Source organism: Acrocarpospora corrugata (assembly GCF_009687845.1).
Classification (GTDB): domain Bacteria; phylum Actinomycetota; class Actinomycetes; order Streptosporangiales; family Streptosporangiaceae; genus Acrocarpospora; species Acrocarpospora corrugata.
On record NZ_BLAD01000044.1, the window covers coordinates 62,224 to 79,226 of the forward strand.

Below are 17,003 nucleotides of genomic sequence, written 5' to 3' on the forward strand. Positions count from 1 at the left end.
CTCCCGCCGACGACCATAGACTACGAACAGTGACCGACAACCCGCCGTGGCCCCCCAGCCTCCACGACACACTCGGCACCCCCGGCAACATCCGGCGGCTGGGCAGCAGCCCCCGCTCACGCGTCTGGCAGGCCGAACTCCACCACCGGCCCATCATCGTCAAACAGATCGTCGGCGGCCGCGAACCCGGCCTCGACAACATGGACGCGGGGGAGCGGCACCAGCGCGAAGCCACCGCGCTCCGCCTGGCCGCCCGAGCCGACCCCGCCGTCGCCCCCGCCCTCCTGGCCGACGACCCCCGGGAGCACCTGCTCATCCTGGAACACCTGCCCAACCGGCGTACCGGCCAATGGCCCATCCGCTACGCCGAAACCCTGGCCCGCCTGCACGCCACCACCACACCCCGGGACGCCGGCGCCCTCCCGCCCTGGAAAGGGCCGGCACCCGCCGACGCCGACGCCTTCCTCGCCCTGGCCGCCGCCCTCGGCATCACCCCGCCCGCCGAAGCCGAATCCGAACTCGCCGACCTGCTGGACCGGCTCGACCCCCAAGGCCACCACGACCTCATCCACGGCGACCCCTGCCCCGGCAACGACCGCCACACCCCGGCCGGCACCCGCCTGCTCGACTTCGAAGCCGCCGCCCTCGGCAACGGCCTGGCCGAACTCGCCTACCTCCGCATCGGCCTGCCCACCTGCTGGAACTCCACCGCCCTCGCCAAACCCCTGATCAGCGAAGCCGAAACCGCCTACCGCGACATCCGCGGCCTGCCCGACGACCCGCGGCCACTCCTGGACGCCTGCGCCGGATGGCTCATCCGCGGCGACGCCCTCGTCGAACGCGCCCACCGCGGCCCGGCCGACCACCTGGCCCGCCTTCCCGGCGAAGACTGGCACTGGGGAGCGGTCTCCGCCCGTGAACGCCTCACCCACCGGCTCACCGTGGCCGCCGAATTCGACCACATGCCCGCCTTCGCCCACCTCTGCACCCGCATGCGCGAACGCGCCACCCACCGCTGGCCGGGACTACGCCCCCTGCCGTCGCGCCTCATCACCTGGGTGTGAGCGCCGCCAGCCGCCGCAGCGACGTACGGAAGAACACCGCCAGCACCGGACGCATCAGCGGCCACAACACCGGCAGCGGAACCTCAAGCCGCTCCTCCCACTCCACCCGGCAGCCGCCGGGGCGGGGGAGCAGCCGGAACACCCCGGTCCCGCGCACCAGCCGCCCGGTGTGCCGTACCGACACCGAACGCGGCGGATCCCAGCCGGTGATCTCCATCGTGTCCACGAAACCCAGCGGCCCCACACCCGTGAACGCCGACAGCGACGAACCCGCGCTCCGGCCGTCACCGCGCGTCACCTCCGCGCGCGTCAGCAGCATCCACTCCCGATGCCGCGGCCAGTCCGTCAGCACCGCGAACACCTCCGCCGCGTCCGCGGCCACATCCTCACCCACCAGCAGTCGCACCGTCACACCCGCGACCCTAGGCGACCGGCGGGGGAGCGGACCCGGGCACCCCGCCGATACCTGACAGGAAATGTCAGCCACCCCTGCCACCCTGGATCCCATGCACGCAACCGGGACCTTCGACGTCACCAGCTGGGAAACCCTCGCCACCGATGAACGCGAGGGAGCCGTCCTCGCCCGCAACCGCCTCACCAAGACCTTCAGCGGCGACCTCACCGGCGCCAGCGTCACCGACCTGCTCACCGTCGCCACCCCGGCCGGGCCCGCCGCCTACGCCGGCCTCGAACACCTCCACGGCGTCCTGCACGGCCGCCAGGGCACCTTCGTCCTGCAGCACAACGGGGGAGCGGAGGACGGCAAACCCTGGCTGACCTGGATCATCGTCCCCACCTCCGGCACCGGCGCCCTGACCGGCATCCACGGCCAAGGCCAGATCGACGTCGACGACCAGGGCAAACACACCTTCACCCTCGAATACCAGCTTCCCGGCATGTGACCGGGGGAGCGGCCCCAACCCTTGATCAACAATCACCCAAACGGCGGCCCGCCGCCGGAACCCCCGCGTTGATCGGATCCACGCTGACCACAGCAATCCCGATCAACGCGAAGGTTCACGATGAAAAGCACACTCGTCGCCCTGTCGGTCGCCGCCTGCACGGCGCTGCCCGCCACCGCGTACGCGGCCGCAATCCCGCCGCCTCCGGTGGCGCCGGCCGCCCCGGTCGTGAAGACACCGCCGGTACCGCCGGTCAAACTGCCGATCCCGCCGCCGGTCACCTCGCTGGCGCCGCCGGCGGCGCAGGAGCCGGGGGACCTCTCCACCCTGATCGCCGACCTGATCAAGGAAATCACCAAAGCGATCAAAATCAAGATCGCCACCCAGCTGAGCGAACTCAAAGACAAGCTCGGCAAGTAGCCTCCCGGGTCCTGTACAACCCAAGCCGTACAGGACCCCCAAAAAGGACGCTACTTGACATAATGTTCATTATCGAGCAGAACCAGAAGTGGCCCACCACGACACCCAAGCCTACGATCAACCCATGCCCACGCTTGTGATCATCGTGATCGCCATCATCATCATCGCCGGCGTCATCGGACTCGCCCTTCGCGCCGGCGCACGACCCAGCGCCACCCTCGCCTGGCGCACCCCCGGATTCCTCCCACCCATCCCCGAACACCTCCAGGAACGCATCCTCGAACTCACCGCGGAAGGCCGCGGCCTCGACGCCATCCGCCTCCTCCGCCAAGAAACCGGACTCGGCCTCCGCGAAGCCAGAACCATCACCGCCGCCATCAAAGCCGGCCGCTACACCCCCACCACCCCAGAACGCCCCGGCGACGGCGACCTCGCCTTCCGCGTCCAGGAACTCAAAGCAGCCGGCCACACCGACCACGCCATCGAACTCGTCCGCACCGAAACCGGCATGACCCGCGACCAAGCCGAAACCTTCGTCTCCCTCATCTGACCATCACCCCGCCCGCCGCAACGCCCGCTCCCGCCGCGACGCCACACTCGACCCCGACTCCCGCCGCGCCATCCGCCGCAACACCACCGGCGCCACCACCAGCCCGGCCACCGCCCACACCCCCAGCACCCCCACCGTCTCCCAATGCCGCCACGACTCCCCGACCTCCACCGCCACCGCACCCCCCGGCAGCAACGCCGACCGCATCCCCAGCCCCAGCCAGTAGAACGGAAACGCCTGCCCCAGCCACTGCACCCACCCCGGCAACGCCGCGATCGGATAGAAAATCCCCGAAACCGCGATCAGCCCCAGCAACGGCAACGTGATCAGCCCCTGGCTCCGCGGACTGGTGAACACCGAACCCAGCACCGCCCCCAACGGCAACGCCGCCACCAGACCCAGCACCAGCACCCACCCGATCGTCACCCACCCGCCAGGGCCGCCCAGCGACAACCCCGGAACGAAGAACAGCGCCGGAACCACCACGATCGCCAGATCGGCGACCAGACCCCCGGACACCACGACGATCTTCCCCACCAGGTAACCCACCATCCCGTTCGGCGTCGCCTTCGCCCGCAGCAGCGTCCCGTCCTCCCGATCGGCCGTCAGCAGCTGACTCATGCTCACCATCGCCAGCGCGACATTCATCCCCAGAACGCTCGGCAACGCCAGCGTCCCCAGCGCCAGCCCACTGGACGCGAACGCAGAATCCCGCAGGAAAAACAGCGCCACCAGCAGCACCACCGGCCAGAACAGCCGCCCCAGCAGATCACCGGCATCGGTGAACGACTGCCGTAACTCGATCAGGCCACGCGACCAGCCCGCCCGGACCGCCCCAGCTGCCGGATTCATCGCCCAACTCCCTCGTCTACGGATTCGGCCTGGCGCACCAACGCCAGATAGGTCTGCTCCAAAGACGCCCGGCGCACCTCAAGCTCGGCGATCGCCTCCCCGTACTCGGCGAACAACCCGCGGACGAACGCCGTCGACTCCGCCGTCGAACACGTGAAAGCCCGGCCATCGCGCATCCAGCGGACCTCGTCCTCCCCGGCGATCCGGCGCGCCAGCTCACGCACCGAACCATCCGCGATGATCCGGCCGCGATCCATCACCACGATCCGGTCCGCCAGCTTCTCCGCCTCGTCCAGATCGTGCGTGGTCAGCAGGACCGTCGTCGCCCCGTCACCGGCCAGACCGCGGACCAGCTCGTGGAACTCGTGCCGCGCCTGCGGATCGAACGCCGCGGTCGGCTCGTCCAGAAACAGCAGCTCCGGGCGGCCGACGATGCCGATCGCCACATCCAGACGCCGCCGCTGCCCGCCGGAGAGCATCCTGATCTTCTGGCCCGCCTGCCCGGTCAACCCCACCGCCGCGACGAGCTCGTCGGCGTCCCACGGCCGCCTGATCCGCTCGGTGGAGTACGCGGCGTAGAAACTGCCCAGATGCGCCAGCAGCTCACGCACCCGCCACTTGCCGTGATCACGCCAGGACTGCAGCACCACCCCCACCCGGGCCCGCCACCGCTCATCCGCACGCGCCGGATCCACGCCCAGGACGCTGACCCGGCCCGCCGACCGCATCCGGAAACCCTCCAGGATCTCGATCGTGGTCGTCTTACCCGCGCCGTTGGGGCCGAGCAGGGCCACCACCTCGCCGTGACGGGCCTGGAAGGTCACATCGTGCAGGATGTCGCTCGTGCCGTACCGCATCCGAAGGTCCCCGACGTCCAGGACCACTTCCTGACTCATCCACTCACCTCTCACCGAAAACGGGCACGCCAAAAACCAGCCGTGTCCTACGGGATTTGTCCCTACGCGGTCTCGTCCGCGAGTTCCTGCCGGACGGCTGCCGCCAGGCCGTCCCGGTCGACGCCCGCCAGCGCCAGGGCGCGCGGCACGGTGCCGAACTGCGCCTGCAGGATCCCCAGCAGCACATGGGCCGGGCGCAGGCTCCGGGGAGCGCCGTACTTGAAGCCGCGTTCGAAGGCGAGCCTGGCCGAGGCGCCCATGTCCGCGGCCGGCTTGGGGCCCGGACTCGCCGGCGGCAGCCCGAACGCCGCCGCCGACACCCCGGCCGAGGCCAGGCTGTGCGCGAACTCCCGATCCAGGGCGGCACGGATCGCCGCACGGTCCAGCCCGGCCGAAACCAGGACCCGATGGGCGTCCGTCCCCTCCACGGAGGCGATCGCCAGCAGCAGATGGTGCGCCTCGATCGCCGCCGACCCGTCCCGCTGCGCCTCCACCGCCCCCTGTTCGAGGATCGTCCGGACGTACTTGTGGAACACGGTCATCCTCAGCGCCTCCTCAGCGTGACACCGGCGGCGATGAGCCGCTTGGCGTGCTTCTTGTGGACCGCCTGGCGGGTCACGCCGAGCGCCTCGGCCACCTGCGGCCAGCTCCAGCCGGCCCGCATCGCCTGTTCCACGGCGGCGTCCTCCAGCTGGTCGGCCATGCGCCGCAGCGCCGCGACCGACGCGAGCGCGTCGGCGGGTTCCTGGGATACGGGGATGTCAACAGCCGGCATGTAAGCAACCTTAATTGACTAATCCGAAATTAGTCAACGCGAGTTGCCAACAGGACCGGGGTGCGGCCACCGGAAGATCATCAGAGAATCGAAGGTCATCAGCACGAAGATCAACCGGACGTGCGGGATCAATGATGATCAAGGAGTGAGCGATCCCGGGGAAGGTCACCGGCATCGGCCCGCGGGCGAATCGCCCGACGTCCTCGCATATGCGCCATCCAGCGCAAAACTAGCTATACCAGACAGAAGGTGAATTCTGTCTGGTATCGGAGAGGGGTTCACAGCCCCTGTTTGGCGTTCACGACTACATGGCGGGCCCGGCCGCCAAAGGGCGGGTCGGCTGAGTCTTCCGTGACGTGATCGCCGTACCCTCCTGAGAAGGTACGGCGATCACGTTTTCCGTATCCGGGCACGATGGACTGAGCCCACCGCGCCCGGATACGAGAGGATCGGTCATCTGGAGGATTCGGGCCGGGGTGGCATTCCCTGGAGCCCGCCGTCTCGGCGCGACGGCGGAAGGGACCGAACCGAAATCTTCCAGTAGTCGGGGACATGGTCACTGCTGTGGTTTCAGGCTCGCGTGGTGCGTTCCTTCACCTTGAGTGCATCGGACATCGCGGATACATCGGATGTTTTGTTGGCGTAACCGCACATGTCCTGCACATTTCGTGACAATAGGTTCCACTTTTGATTTTTGTCAACAGAAGTCGGCCGATTTGTGACCAAAATTGGTCCCATGTGACGTTGTACTGCGGATGTGACGCACAGTGACGGGAACGTTGCCCCACGTACCGATCGGGTGAGGGGGGCCGAACCATTGACCATGTTCCGGTCGCGCAGTAACAATGTGATCGCTCGGCTCAACAGCGGTGGCATGCTCGCGGGCTTGACACGAATCACAGTGACGTGATCGGCGCACGCGTCCCTCGATCGAAAGGGAGTAAGCGTGAGCGACACGCATGCCCGAGAAGACTCGCTCCGCCGTAGCCTCGGCCTCAACCGACGGCAGTTCATGGCCGCTACCACCGGTATGGCGGCCGCGGCGGCCGTCCCGTTCGCCCTTCCCGGCGCGGCCAAGGCCGACCCCGCTCCCGTCCGTGACGAGCGGAGCGCCCTGGTGCCCGCCTCCCAGCGAGGCATCATCCTCTACACCGTCCGGGACGCCATCAGCCGTAACCCGCTGTCCAGCCCGCTCCCGTCCGGCTTCCGCAAGGTGTTCCAGGCGTTATCGGAGATCGGGTACGCCCAGGTCGAGTTCGCCGGCTACACCCAGAACGCCAACGCAGAGGGCGGCGCGAACCTGGAGACCGTCCAGGGCGCCCAACTGCTCCGTGCCTGGCTGGACGAGTACGGCCTGAAGGCGCAGGGCAACCACGGCTTCATCCCGGGCTCGTGGCCGCTCAGCCCCGCCGATCTGGACCGTTTCCAGCGGACGCTGGAGATCGCCAACATCATCGGCATGCAGCACGTCGGCACCGGCAACGACCCGACCAACAGCAACTTCAAGGGCGACTGGGACGTCGCGATCGAGAAGTGGCACCAGATGGGCGCGCTGGCCCAGGCGGCCGGGCTCAAGCTGTACACGCACAACCACGACGCGGCGTACAACTTCCTGCTGGACAGCGGCCCGCTGGACGCGCAGGGCCGGCCGACCCGCTCCTCCGGTATCCGGAAGCTGGAGTACTTCCTCAACCAGACCGACAAGCACCTGGTCTTCCTGGAGATCGACCTGTACTGGGCGCACGTGGCGCAGTACAAGCACACGCTGTTCACCGCGGCGGACGGATCGGTCCAGACCGACATCTTCGATCCGTTCTCGCTGGTGCGCGACAACCAGAAGCGCTACCCGCTCTTCCACATCAAGGACGGCAAGCTCAACCCGGCCAGCTCCAACGGGTACGACATGGTGCCGTTCGGGACGGGTGACATCGGCTACAAGGAGTTCTTCAACCGGGTCAAGGTGCGCGACAAGCACCACCCGATGTACGAGCAGGACAACGCCCCCTCGGGCCCGAACCCGGGGCAGTCCCTGGATTACGCCCGGCTGAGCTACGAGAACCTGTTCGCCCTGAAGGAAGACCGTTACTACGAGTAAGCGCGTCTCCGGTCACATCTAATGCCGGACCGCCATGCGCATCCGCCGTTGCCCCGGCGGGCGTGGCGGTCCGGTCCTGATACTCCTCGTCCTAGGAGAAGTACCTTCATGCAGCGTACCCGAAAGGCGCTGGGCGTCCTGGTGACGGCTCTGGCGCTCCCGTTGAGCGTGCTCGCGGCGCCGGCGCCGGCCGCGGCCGCCGAGCCCGCGACCACCTGGTCGAACTACGAGAAGATCACCTTAACCAAGAACGTCGGCGAGCCGATCGACCTGGCGGTGCTGCCGGACCGCCGGGTCCTGCACACGGCCCGCAACGGCGACATCCGGCTGACCGACCCGGCGACCGGCGTCACGACGGTCATCAACACGATCCCGGTGTACGCGAACTCGGAGGACGGTCTGCAGACGATCGCCCTGGACCCGGAGTTCGCGACCAACCAGTGGGTGTACGTCTACTACGCGCCCCGCACCATGACGGCGCCCTACCCGGAGACCACTCCGACCGGTTCCGCGCCGAACTCGCTTCCGGCCGGCCAGGACGAGAGCTACTGGAACCAGTGGAAGGGCTACAACCAGCTTTCCCGGTTCAAGTGGACGGGTTCTGCCCTGGATCTGGCGACCGAGCAGGTCATCATCAAGATCGAGGTGCAGCGCGGCCAGTGCTGTCACGTCGCGGGTGACATGGACTGGGACGCGAACGGCAACCTCTACCTCGCCACGGGCGACAACACCCCGGCCAGCGCGCCGGGCGCCAACGGTTACGCGCCCAACAACGACGCGCCCGGCATGAACCCCGGTTTCGACGACCGGCGCGGGGCGGGCAACAGCAACGACCTGCGCGGCAAGATTCTGCGGATCTCGGTGCAGGGGGACGGTTCGTACACGATCCCGGCCGGGAACCTGTGGGCGCCGGGGACGGAGAAGACGCGGCCCGAGGTCTTCGTGACCGGGGTGCGCAACCCGTTCCGGATGGATGTGGACGCGGAGTCCGGGACCCTCTCGTGGGCCGACTACGGTCCCGACGCGGGCACCGCCAGCGCCACGCGCGGGCCGCTCGGGTATGTCGAGTGGAACGTCACGCCGATCAGCAAGCCCATGAACAGCGGCTGGCCGTACTGTACGGGCGACAACTTCAACTACAACAACTGGGACTTCGCGACCTCCCAGCCGCGTGAGTTCTTCGACTGCGCGGCCGGTCCGTCGAACACCTCCCGTTACAACACCGGGCTCGCGCAGCTGCCGCCCGCGACGCCGGCCGACCTGTACTACGGCGACAACGCCTCGCATCAGCCCGCGGAATGGGCGGGCCTGGTGAACTTCGACCCGCAGACCGGCCAGGGCCCGATGGGCGGCCCGGTCTACCAGTACGACGCGGCCAACCCCTCGACGTCGAAGTTCCCGGCGTACTGGGACGGCAAGGCGTTCTTCGCCGAGTTCTCCCAGGACTACCTGGCGGCCTTCACCTTCACCGGCGCGGACGGGCCGGTGACCGCGATCGAGCAGTTCCTGCCCAACAGCGCGCTGCGGACCGCGGCGCAGCCGCTCACCGACAGCACGATGGACATCGAGTTCGGCCCGGACGGTTCGCTGTACGTGCTGGACTACGGTGACGGTTTCTTCCGCGCCAACCCGGACGCCGGTCTCTACCGGATCGACTACTCCCCCGCGAACAAGACGCCGCAGGCGCGGATCGCGGTCGACAAGGCGTCCTCGAGCGCTCCCCCGCTGACCGTGCAGTTCGACGGTTCCGGGTCGACCGACACCGAGCCGGGCGCCCTGACCTACGAGTGGGACGTGGACGGTGACGGCGACTTCGACGCGACCGGCGCCACCACCAGCCACACCTACGCCACGCAGGGCCAGTACACGGCGCGGCTGCGGGTCACCGACTCCGGTGGCCGGGCGGGGCTGACCTCGATCGAGATCACCGTGGGCAACACCGCGCCGGTGGTCACGGTGACGCCGCCGAATGGGGCGTTCTTCGACTGGGGTAACGCGATTCCGTACCAGATCACGGTCGCCGACGCGGAGGACGGCAACGCGCCGGTCTGTTCGCGGGTTCAGTGGACCTTCGGGCTCGGGCATGACACCCACGCGCACCCGGAGACGCTGGGCACCGGCTGTTCGGGCACCTGGCCGACGCCGGTGAACGCCACCGAGCACGGGGAGACCGAGAACATCTTCGGTGTCGTCGTGGTGCAGTACCGCGACAACGGCGCCAACGGCATCCCGGGGGCGATGGGTGAGGCGAGCCTGATCCTGAACCCCAAGCTGCTGGAGGCCGAGCACGCCGACCAGCTGACCGGCGTCACCGACACCGACGACGACGGCGCCTCGGGCAAGGGCAAGATCACCTCGTTTGATCCGGGTGATTCGATCGCGTACGACCCGGTCAACTTCGTCGGGGTGAACGCGGTCCAGACCAAGGCCTCGGGTGCGGGGACGCTGTCGCTGCGCTGGAACTCGGCGACCGCGGAGCCGTTCGCCACCGTCGCGATCCCGGCGGGTACGGGCTGGCAGACGGTCACCACCTCACTGGCCGGCGCCCCCGCGGGCAGCGGCAAGCTGTTCGTCACCTCCAGCGGCGGCGTCGAGGTGGACTCCTTCGCCTTCTCGGGCGACGGGGTGGGCGACAAGACGCCGCCGACCGTGACGGCCACGGCGAACCCGGCGGCGCCGACCGGTGCCAACGGCTGGTACACCGACAACGTCACGGTGACGGTGAACGCGACCGACAACGGCGCGGTCGCCAGCCGCCAGTACTCCCTCAACGGCGGCGGCACCTGGTTGAACGCCAACAACCCGGTGGCGCTGAACACCGAGGGCACCCACGTGGTCAGTTACCGGGCGACCGACACCGGCGGCAACATCTCGCCGGTCGGCACCCTCACCGTGAAGATCGACAAGACCGCTCCGGTCCTGACGCTCAGCGGGGTGGCCGCCACCGCCTACGGCGACTCGGCCTCCATCACGCCGCTGGCGACGGCGACCGACGCGACCTCGGGCGTGGACACGGTGACGATCACCGTCGACGGCCAGCCGGTCGCCTCCGGTGCCGCGCTGCCGCTGTGGAAGCTGCCGCTGGGCGCGCACACGCTGACGGCCACGGCCAAGGACAAGGCGGGCAGGACGGCCACCCAGTCGGTGGCCTTCACCACCACCACGTCCTACGCCGACCTCACCACGCTGGTCAACGGCTTCAGGGACAGCGGAATCATCACCGTGAACGGCGCCAAGAAGCTGGTCCGTCATCTTGAGGACGCCCAGTACAGCCTGAGCCTGAACAAGCCGAGAGCGGCCAGGGACGAGCTGGTGCGGTTCATCGAGGATCTGTCCAAGCGAGACAACGTCAACAACGTGGAGGTGCGGGCGGCGCTGGCCAGGGACGCCCAGTCGCTGATCGACCGTTTGCAGCTGTAACCGACGGCAGTTCGTAGCTGACGGCGGGGAAGGGTCCGTTCGGGGCCCTTCCCCTTCGCCGTTTAGGGGCCGGTCTTCGAACCGCTAACAGGATGGGCCGCGCCTTCTTCGCGCCGGCGCGGTGAGAAGCATCACCTGCGTTAACGGCGCCGGATAACGGCGACCGACCCGGCAACTCGCCCATTCCGTTAGGAGTTGTTAGAGCCAGAAGGTGTCGTGGCGGAAGTAGAACTTGGCCAGTTCCTCCTCGCCGGGGCGGCCGGTGACGGCGAACTCGGCGAGTCCTTCGAAGTAGCCTTCGCGGGGCGCGCCGGGGGCGAAGTGCAGGAGCATCGAGGCGGGTTCGCCGGATTCGTTGCGGAACCCGTGGATTCCGCCTTCGGGGACGTGGACGTAGTCGCCGGGGCGGGTGTCGATCCAGCGGGTGCCGTCGAAGATGCGGACGGTGCCGGTGAGGACGTAGAAGGATTCGCTGATCGAGCGGTGGAAGTGCGGGCCGGGACCGGTCGGCCTGGGCCCCATCTCCCATCGGTAGAGGCCGAACTTGCCGCCGGTGGTGGCGCCGGTCGCCAGGTAGTGGGCGACGTTGCCGGAGCCGTAGTCGATCTCCGGTTCGTGCCCGGCGGCCCGGTGGGTGGCGCTGATCTCACCGCCGTCATCGAGGTAGCGCGGTTCCGGATAGCTCACGACCCTCATCCCCCTTCGTATCGATCTTTCAATTCTGCCGGTACGGCTACGCGGGCCCGGCGTGGGGGCAGCCGGTAATTGTCGGTGGGGATCGCTATCGTCTCGGGTCATGCGCCCGGCTGAAGTGAATCGTCGCTATCGTCTCGGGTCATGCGCCCGGCTGAAGTGAATCGACTGACGGTTGAGGAGGCTGCGGATCGTTATGTGGAATTGGTCCGCGCCAAGATGGTGACCGGCGCCCTGTCGGCGGGCACCGGCGAGGTGTATGCGCGGGATGTGGCGACGTTCGTCCGGCTCGCGCGGCCCGGCCGGATTCTGGACGACCTGTCCGGGGAGGATGTGGACGCGATTCTGCTGGCGTTCGCGCGCAAGCCCGACGAGCGGCGGGCGGCGACCGGGGCGGAGGTGCGGCAGAGCGCTTCCTCGCAGGCGCGGTTCCGGCGGTCGGTGTCGGCGATGTTCAAGCATGCGGCGCTGGCGGGCTGGGTGCAGCTGAATCCGATGCCGTCGGCGACGGTGATGGCGCGAGAGCGCGGCGGCCTGCGTCCGGAGCGGCGGGCGCTGACGAAAGAACAGGCCGAGGGGCTGATCGGGGCGGCCCGCTCCCCCGCGGCGGCGGCCCGCCCGCGACGCCGCGATCAGCGGACCGACCTGCGGGATTCACTCATCGTGCTGCTACTGACCACGCTGGGCCCGCGAGTGTCGGAACTGGTCCGCGCGAATGTGGAGGATTTCTTCATCAACGACGGGGTCCGGTATTGGCGGATCTTCGGCAAGGGCGGCCGGACTCGTGACGTCCCGCTCCCCCGCGACGTGGCGGCGGTCCTGGCCGAGTATCTGCAGGCCCGCCCCGCCTCGCCGGACAAGGCGCTGCTGCTGTCGTGGCGCGGTAAACGCCTGGCCCGGGGGGATGTGCAGGCGGTGATCGACCGGATGCAGGAACTGGTCGATCCCGACCATCGCCGCACCGTCACTCCCCACGGGCTGCGTCACACCACCGCCACGCATCTTCTGGCCGACGGCACGGACATGGATTCGGTACGCCGGGTCCTGGGCCACAGCGACCTGAGCACCCTGGGCCGCTACCGCGACGAACTGCCCGGCGAACTGGAGGTCGCCATGCGCGCCCATCCCCTGCTGCGCGGCCCCCGCCCGTCCGGCCTTCCGCGCGACGAGGCTTCGGGGCAGAGCGGTGGCGACCCGTCCGGCCGCTCGTGATCCGGTGTGTGCGGGGCGGGTGCCGTCCGGCGACTCGCTGATCCGCTAGTGCCGGGAACCTTCACCGGGTTGTCCGCTCGCTCGCCGTCATCGGCCGCGACATTCGAGATCCTTCATAGGCTCGGGCACATGACGATCACCATCCGGCCGGCCGCTGAGACCGATCTACCGGCACTGCTGACGCTCTACGGTGAATTGAACCCCGACGATGCGCCGTTGCCGGCACAGTCCGCGCGAGACATCTGGGCGGCCATCCGCCTCCAGTTGGTTGTTGGGGGTGTCTAGCGCTCGCGCAATACGACGCTATAGCGGGTCTACGGGCGTGCGCAGGGCGAAGGGAGCACCGGTGGAGGTGCCGGCCTCGACACGGTGCCGGTACGCATCACCTACGCCAACGAGGGCGCGGTCGGCCTTCCGACGCCTATCCGGCGACGGACGCCCCTCACCGGCCGCACCCCGGTGTCTTTACGGCCAGCCCGTCCGGCAGGAAGCCAAACTCCGGGCGGTGTGCATAGTGGTGAACGCGGCTTCGGGAAGCGGCGCAGGTAGGGCGGCGCAGGTAGGGCGGCGAGTTTGCGCAGATACATGCCGTCGCCGACAAGCGGTTCCGGCTGCGAAACGCTGGGAGTTTGTCCCTTGGAGGCGATTAGGGGCGATGTAGACTTCGCCTCCGTTTGTGGCCTATTCCACGGTGAAGTGGGCGCGTCCTCCCGGAATCTTCCGCTGGCTTCACCGTGGAATTGGCCGCGCTGGTTGGGAGACGTGTAATGCAGCCGGTGTTGGACTACTACCTGGTTTTTCCTGAGGCGTGGGACGGTGACCTGTCGGTGCCGCCGGGTGGGATCGCCGTTGAGGAGTTCGTTTTCGCGGGTGATCATACGGCGGCCGGGGTGGACGGTGCCGTGTGGACTGCGGCGGATGGCGGCTGGTGGAGTTCGGCGGATTTCAGCCGGGCGGTCCGCGCGGATCAGGGGTTTCGTGCCCTGGTTGTCGCGGTGCGCAGGGGGGATGCGGAGGCGGCCTACCGGCGGCTGGGTGGTGGGGTGTTGCCCGCTGAGGCGATGCTGCGGGGGTACTTCGGCGATCGTCTGGCTTTGCCGGGCTCGGCTCCGCTGCTGCTCACTCCCCCGGAGGTGCCCGACGGGTTTCGGGAGAAGCGCAGGTATCGGATCCTGTTCGCCGGTGAACTGGGTGAAGATCAGGTGGGGCGGCTGCGGCAGGTGTGGGGAATGGCGCCTGCCGACGCGAGGGCCCGGGTGCTCGGCACTGCACATCTGCGGGTGGCGGGTGACGCGTTCACGTGGGAGCTGCGCCGGATCGGCCCGGGGGTGGCCTTGTGCGTGGATGTGACCGCCTGTCTGGGTGATCCGCCGGGCGAGGCGGTCGGGGTGCTGCTGCGCGAGCTGATGGCGGTCGTGCGGCTCGAAGGACTGGTTCCTGTGACGATCGAGCGCTTCGCCTGACCGGAGCATCGTCGGCCACTCCCTCGTGGTTTCCCCCGTGACCCAGTCGTCGACGCTGGCGGGGACGTCCTCGCGGATGACGCCTTCTGCACGGCCCCTGTCGACCCCCTGTCGATGCTGGGTCTGCTCGGCGGCGCTTCGTTTCGTCTCGGGCGGCCGGGATCGGGTGAGAGTTTGAGTGAGCGGCGTGCCTGGACCCGCGGCGCTCGGGTCCAGTGGTGTCAGCCGTTGCCTCAGGGGAAGCAGACCAGGGATTGTTCGATGACCCGGTTTGTGCCCGTCTGGTTGTTGAAGTTGAGCTTCCAGCCGGGGCTGGTGGGGATGGTGGCGGTCACGACGGTTGAGCTTGAGTCGCCGCCGATGAATCGGAAGCCGCCGCCGGTGGTGATGCCGGTGGCGCACTTGCTGAAGAAGAATCCGGACTGGCCCGTGTTGGCCTGCACCCCGGAGAGCAAGGTGAACTGGCCGGTCAGGCTCGTGCAGGTCACTGCGGCCTGCGGGTTGGCGGTGGCGGTGGCGCCGTTGTAGACGCGCGTCTGCCAGGTGTTGGTGGCCGACAGGCGTGAGGCGTTGACGACGAGTCTCTCATCCCGCGCGAATATGAAGCCGCCGCCGAGAGCGATCTTGCCGGAGGCGCACTGCGCGGTGGCGTCGCCGAAGCTGCCGCTGCCGACGGTCCCGAAAGGCGAGAACGCGCGGGCGTAGCCGGTCACTCCGGTGGCGCAGATGGCCCTGATATGGACCTCCTGGGTGATGTTGGAGCGGTTGACGGCGGTGACCAGCCACTGGGTGTCGCTGCTGGGGTAGGAGGCGGTGAACTTGACCTGAGGGCTCAGGTTCTGGGACAGGTACCCTCCGCTGATCACTTTCTCGCCGGCATTGCAGCCGACGGTGGCCGACCCTTCCTGGAACGGGCCGAGCGTCGTCCAGACGAACTCCACGGGCCGGGTTCCGATCGCCGCGTGCGCCGGGAGCGCGACGGCGAGCGAGGCGCCCAATGCCACCGCCGTCATCGCCGCCAGCCGGGCGATCCATAGTCGTGGACTGCTCCTCATGACACCCTCCTCGGGGGTTGGGGATGCGGCCGTCCAATCGCGCCGCCGTCGGGCTCCGGTTCGCAATCGCGTTCCGGACAAGCAGACGGCGGCGCTTTATTCGGCCGAAAGGGACGCCGGCGCCGGGCATCGCGAAATCGTCCACTGAAATAGTTTCGGAAATCGGAGGCTCGGTTACCGATCAGCCCCAATACCAGTTTGACGTGCAGGAATGCCGTCGCATTCGGCGCGTATGCGGCAACTGGTTCCGCGCTCAATTTGAGGACAGGCAACGAAATATGTCAATGCTGTGACGAAAGCTTTCGCCCCCGTGGCCATTTGTGGAGCCCTTGAATTGGCCAGGCGCATTTCAGTGTTCCTGGTCAGTCCCCGGGTCAGGTGGATTCCAGGACGACGGCGATGCCCTGGCCGACGCCGATGCAGGCGGCGGTGACCCCGATGCCGCCGCCGGTGCGGCGCAGGTGGCGGGCGCAGTCGACCACGGCGCGCGCGGCCGAGGCGCCGATCGGGTGCCCGAGCGCGATCGCCCCGCCATTGGGGTTGACGCGTTCGGGGTCGAGGCCGGGGAGTTCGTCCAGGCAGGACAGCACCATGGCGGCGAACGCCTCGTTGAGTTCGAGCACGTCGATCCCGGCCAGGTCACGCCCGGCGCGGCCCAGGGCGGCGTGGATGGCGGGGACGGGCGCGAGAGTGAACCGGTCGGGGGCGAGGGCGGCCACGGCGGAGGCGGCGATCCGGGCCAGCGGGGTGACGCCGAGTTCGGCGGCGGCTTGTTCGGTTCCGAGCAGGACGGCGACCGCTCCGTCGCTGATGGGTGAGGAGTTGCCCGCGGTGACCGTACCGGCGGCGGAGAAGGCGGGTTTGAGTGCGGCCAGGGCGGCGGGGGTGGTGCCGGGGCGGAGGGATTCGTCGCGGGTGAGGCCGGCGCATTCGGTGACGAAGCCGTCGTGGTGGCCCTGCTGCCAGGCGGTGTGGGCGCGCTGGTGGGAGCGGAGCGCCCAGTCGTCCTGCTCAGCGCGGCCGATGCCCTTGGCGGTGGCGACGCGTTCGGCGGAGGCGCCCAGGGATTCGGTCCAGCGGGCGGGGAAGGCGGGGTTGGCCATCCGCCAGCCGATGGTGGTGGGGAGCAGGGCGAGGTCGCGGGGCAGGTGCTGGTCGATGGGCGGCAGCACGTACGGGGCGCGGCTCATGCCTTCGACTCCCCCGGCGATGACCAGGTCGGCTTCGCCGGTCTTGATGAGCCGGGCGGCCTGGGCGATGGCTTCGGCGCCGGAGCCGCACAACCGGTTGACGGTGACGGCGGGGGTGGTGTCCGGGAGGCCGGACAGCAGCACGGCCATCCGGGCGACGTTGCGGTTGTCCTCGCCGGCGCCGTTGCTGTTGCCGTACACGACCTCGGCGACGCGGCCCGGATCCAGGGCGGGGTGGCGTTCGATGAGGGCGGTGATGGGGTGGGCGGCCAGGTCGTCGATGCGCACGCCGGACAGCCCGCCGCGGTTGCGGCCGAAGGGGGTGCGTACGGCATCGAGGATGTACGGTTCCACGGGCTCCTCCAGAGCGCTCTCCTGACTTCGCCGACAGTAGCGCGCCTCCACGCCGGACTCGA

General features: G+C 68.9%; 17 protein-coding genes. 9 read left to right on the forward strand and 8 right to left on the reverse strand.

The annotated features are described in order from the left end of the window. Positions 1–29: 29 nt before the first annotated feature. Positions 30–1,064, forward strand: coding sequence for a phosphotransferase family protein (locus Acor_RS11835; protein WP_155336652.1), 1,035 nt, complete (start codon positions 30–32; stop codon positions 1,062–1,064). Here Acor_RS11835 and Acor_RS11840 read toward each other — a convergent pair. Further along, on the reverse strand, positions 1,051–1,476 hold the full coding sequence (locus tag Acor_RS11840) for an SRPBCC family protein (RefSeq protein ID WP_246238596.1): 426 nt from the start codon (positions 1,474–1,476) through the stop codon (positions 1,051–1,053). The genes Acor_RS11835 and Acor_RS11840 overlap by 14 nt on opposite strands. Positions 1,477–1,570: 94 nt before the next feature. Here Acor_RS11840 and Acor_RS11845 point away from each other — a divergent pair, with 94 nt between their 5' ends. The 3 genes from Acor_RS11845 to Acor_RS11855 all read left to right on the forward strand — a co-directional run bounded on the left by Acor_RS11845 (position 1,571) and on the right by Acor_RS11855 (position 2,936). After that, positions 1,571–1,966, forward strand: a complete 396-nt coding sequence (locus tag Acor_RS11845; protein ID WP_170316885.1) for a DUF3224 domain-containing protein — start codon at positions 1,571–1,573, stop codon at positions 1,964–1,966. Positions 1,967–2,086: 120 nt separating this feature from the next. After that, a complete protein-coding gene (locus Acor_RS11850) occupies positions 2,087–2,386 on the forward strand; it encodes a hypothetical protein (RefSeq protein WP_155336655.1) in 300 nt (99 codons plus the stop codon). 124 nt (positions 2,387–2,510) lie between these two features. Further along, a complete protein-coding gene (locus Acor_RS11855) occupies positions 2,511–2,936 on the forward strand; it encodes a hypothetical protein (RefSeq protein WP_155336656.1) in 426 nt (141 codons plus the stop codon). Between the two features lie 3 nt (positions 2,937–2,939). Here Acor_RS11855 and Acor_RS11860 read toward each other — a convergent pair whose 3' ends face one another. From Acor_RS11860 to Acor_RS11875, 4 genes are all read right to left on the reverse strand, one after another. Beyond that, on the reverse strand, positions 2,940–3,788 hold the full coding sequence (locus tag Acor_RS11860; RefSeq protein WP_155336657.1) for an ABC transporter permease: 849 nt from the start codon (positions 3,786–3,788) through the stop codon (positions 2,940–2,942). Next, entirely contained in the window at positions 3,785–4,684 is a 900-nt protein-coding gene (locus tag Acor_RS11865; RefSeq protein WP_155336658.1) for an ABC transporter ATP-binding protein, read from the reverse strand. The genes Acor_RS11860 and Acor_RS11865 overlap by 4 nt, the downstream gene beginning before the upstream one ends. Positions 4,685–4,746: 62 nt before the next feature. Further along, positions 4,747–5,226, reverse strand: a complete 480-nt coding sequence (locus tag Acor_RS11870; RefSeq protein ID WP_155336659.1) for a Clp protease N-terminal domain-containing protein — start codon at positions 5,224–5,226, stop codon at positions 4,747–4,749. 2 nt (positions 5,227–5,228) lie between these two features. Beyond that, positions 5,229–5,459: a hypothetical protein gene (locus Acor_RS11875; RefSeq protein WP_155336660.1), complete on the reverse strand. Its 231-nt coding sequence runs from the start codon at positions 5,457–5,459 to the stop codon at positions 5,229–5,231. A gap of 946 nt (positions 5,460–6,405) precedes the next feature. On the opposite strand from Acor_RS11875, the gene Acor_RS11880 reads away from it, so the two are divergent. Further along, complete coding sequence (locus Acor_RS11880; protein ID WP_218034239.1) at positions 6,406–7,554, forward strand: sugar phosphate isomerase/epimerase family protein; 1,149 nt, start codon at positions 6,406–6,408, stop codon at positions 7,552–7,554. A gap of 108 nt (positions 7,555–7,662) precedes the next feature. Continuing rightward, positions 7,663–10,974 carry a PQQ-dependent sugar dehydrogenase gene (locus tag Acor_RS11885; RefSeq protein ID WP_155336661.1) on the forward strand — a complete coding sequence of 1,104 codons (3,312 nt, stop codon included), beginning with the start codon at positions 7,663–7,665 and terminating at the stop codon, positions 10,972–10,974. A gap of 198 nt (positions 10,975–11,172) precedes the next feature. On the opposite strand, the gene Acor_RS11890 is transcribed toward Acor_RS11885, so the two are convergent. Continuing rightward, positions 11,173–11,661 (reverse strand): cupin domain-containing protein, encoded by a 489-nt coding sequence (locus tag Acor_RS11890; RefSeq protein ID WP_155336662.1) that lies wholly within the window; start codon positions 11,659–11,661, stop codon positions 11,173–11,175. 204 nt (positions 11,662–11,865) lie between these two features. Here Acor_RS11890 and Acor_RS11895 point away from each other — a divergent pair, with 204 nt between their 5' ends. From Acor_RS11895 to Acor_RS11905, 3 genes are all read left to right on the forward strand, one after another. Then, positions 11,866–12,879 (forward strand): tyrosine-type recombinase/integrase, encoded by a 1,014-nt coding sequence (locus Acor_RS11895; protein WP_246238597.1) that lies wholly within the window; start codon positions 11,866–11,868, stop codon positions 12,877–12,879. A gap of 129 nt (positions 12,880–13,008) precedes the next feature. Next, positions 13,009–13,164, forward strand: a complete 156-nt coding sequence (locus tag Acor_RS42770; RefSeq protein ID WP_174876136.1) for a GNAT family N-acetyltransferase — start codon at positions 13,009–13,011, stop codon at positions 13,162–13,164. A gap of 482 nt (positions 13,165–13,646) precedes the next feature. Continuing rightward, complete coding sequence (locus Acor_RS11905; RefSeq protein WP_155336664.1) at positions 13,647–14,342, forward strand: hypothetical protein; 696 nt, start codon at positions 13,647–13,649, stop codon at positions 14,340–14,342. 233 nt (positions 14,343–14,575) lie between these two features. Here Acor_RS11905 and Acor_RS11910 read toward each other — a convergent pair whose 3' ends face one another. After that, complete coding sequence (locus Acor_RS11910; protein ID WP_155336665.1) at positions 14,576–15,397, reverse strand: hypothetical protein; 822 nt, start codon at positions 15,395–15,397, stop codon at positions 14,576–14,578. 374 nt (positions 15,398–15,771) lie between these two features. Further along, positions 15,772–16,941, reverse strand: a complete 1,170-nt coding sequence (locus Acor_RS11915; RefSeq protein WP_155336666.1) for a thiolase family protein — start codon at positions 16,939–16,941, stop codon at positions 15,772–15,774. Positions 16,942–17,003 lie beyond the last annotated feature (62 nt).

What these genes read in the sequence shown, in the direction of transcription:
- Acor_RS11845 (WP_170316885.1), top strand. Translation starts at nt 1,571, where the DNA reads ATGCACGCAACCGGGACCTTCGACGTCACCAGCTGGGAAACCCTCGCC.
- Acor_RS11850 (WP_155336655.1), top strand. Translation starts at nt 2,087, where the DNA reads ATGAAAAGCACACTCGTCGCCCTGTCGGTCGCCGCCTGCACGGCGCTG.
- Acor_RS11855 (WP_155336656.1), top strand. Translation starts at nt 2,511, where the DNA reads ATGCCCACGCTTGTGATCATCGTGATCGCCATCATCATCATCGCCGGC.
- Acor_RS11860 (WP_155336657.1), bottom strand. Translation starts at nt 3,788, where the DNA reads ATGAATCCGGCAGCTGGGGCGGTCCGGGCGGGCTGGTCGCGTGGCCTG.
- Acor_RS11865 (WP_155336658.1), bottom strand. Translation starts at nt 4,684, where the DNA reads ATGAGTCAGGAAGTGGTCCTGGACGTCGGGGACCTTCGGATGCGGTAC.
- Acor_RS11870 (WP_155336659.1), bottom strand. Translation starts at nt 5,226, where the DNA reads ATGACCGTGTTCCACAAGTACGTCCGGACGATCCTCGAACAGGGGGCG.
- Acor_RS11875 (WP_155336660.1), bottom strand. Translation starts at nt 5,459, where the DNA reads ATGCCGGCTGTTGACATCCCCGTATCCCAGGAACCCGCCGACGCGCTC.
- Acor_RS11885 (WP_155336661.1), top strand. Translation starts at nt 7,663, where the DNA reads ATGCAGCGTACCCGAAAGGCGCTGGGCGTCCTGGTGACGGCTCTGGCG.
- Acor_RS42770 (WP_174876136.1), top strand. Translation starts at nt 13,009, where the DNA reads ATGACGATCACCATCCGGCCGGCCGCTGAGACCGATCTACCGGCACTG.
- Acor_RS11905 (WP_155336664.1), top strand. Translation starts at nt 13,647, where the DNA reads ATGCAGCCGGTGTTGGACTACTACCTGGTTTTTCCTGAGGCGTGGGAC.
- Acor_RS11910 (WP_155336665.1), bottom strand. Translation starts at nt 15,397, where the DNA reads ATGAGGAGCAGTCCACGACTATGGATCGCCCGGCTGGCGGCGATGACG.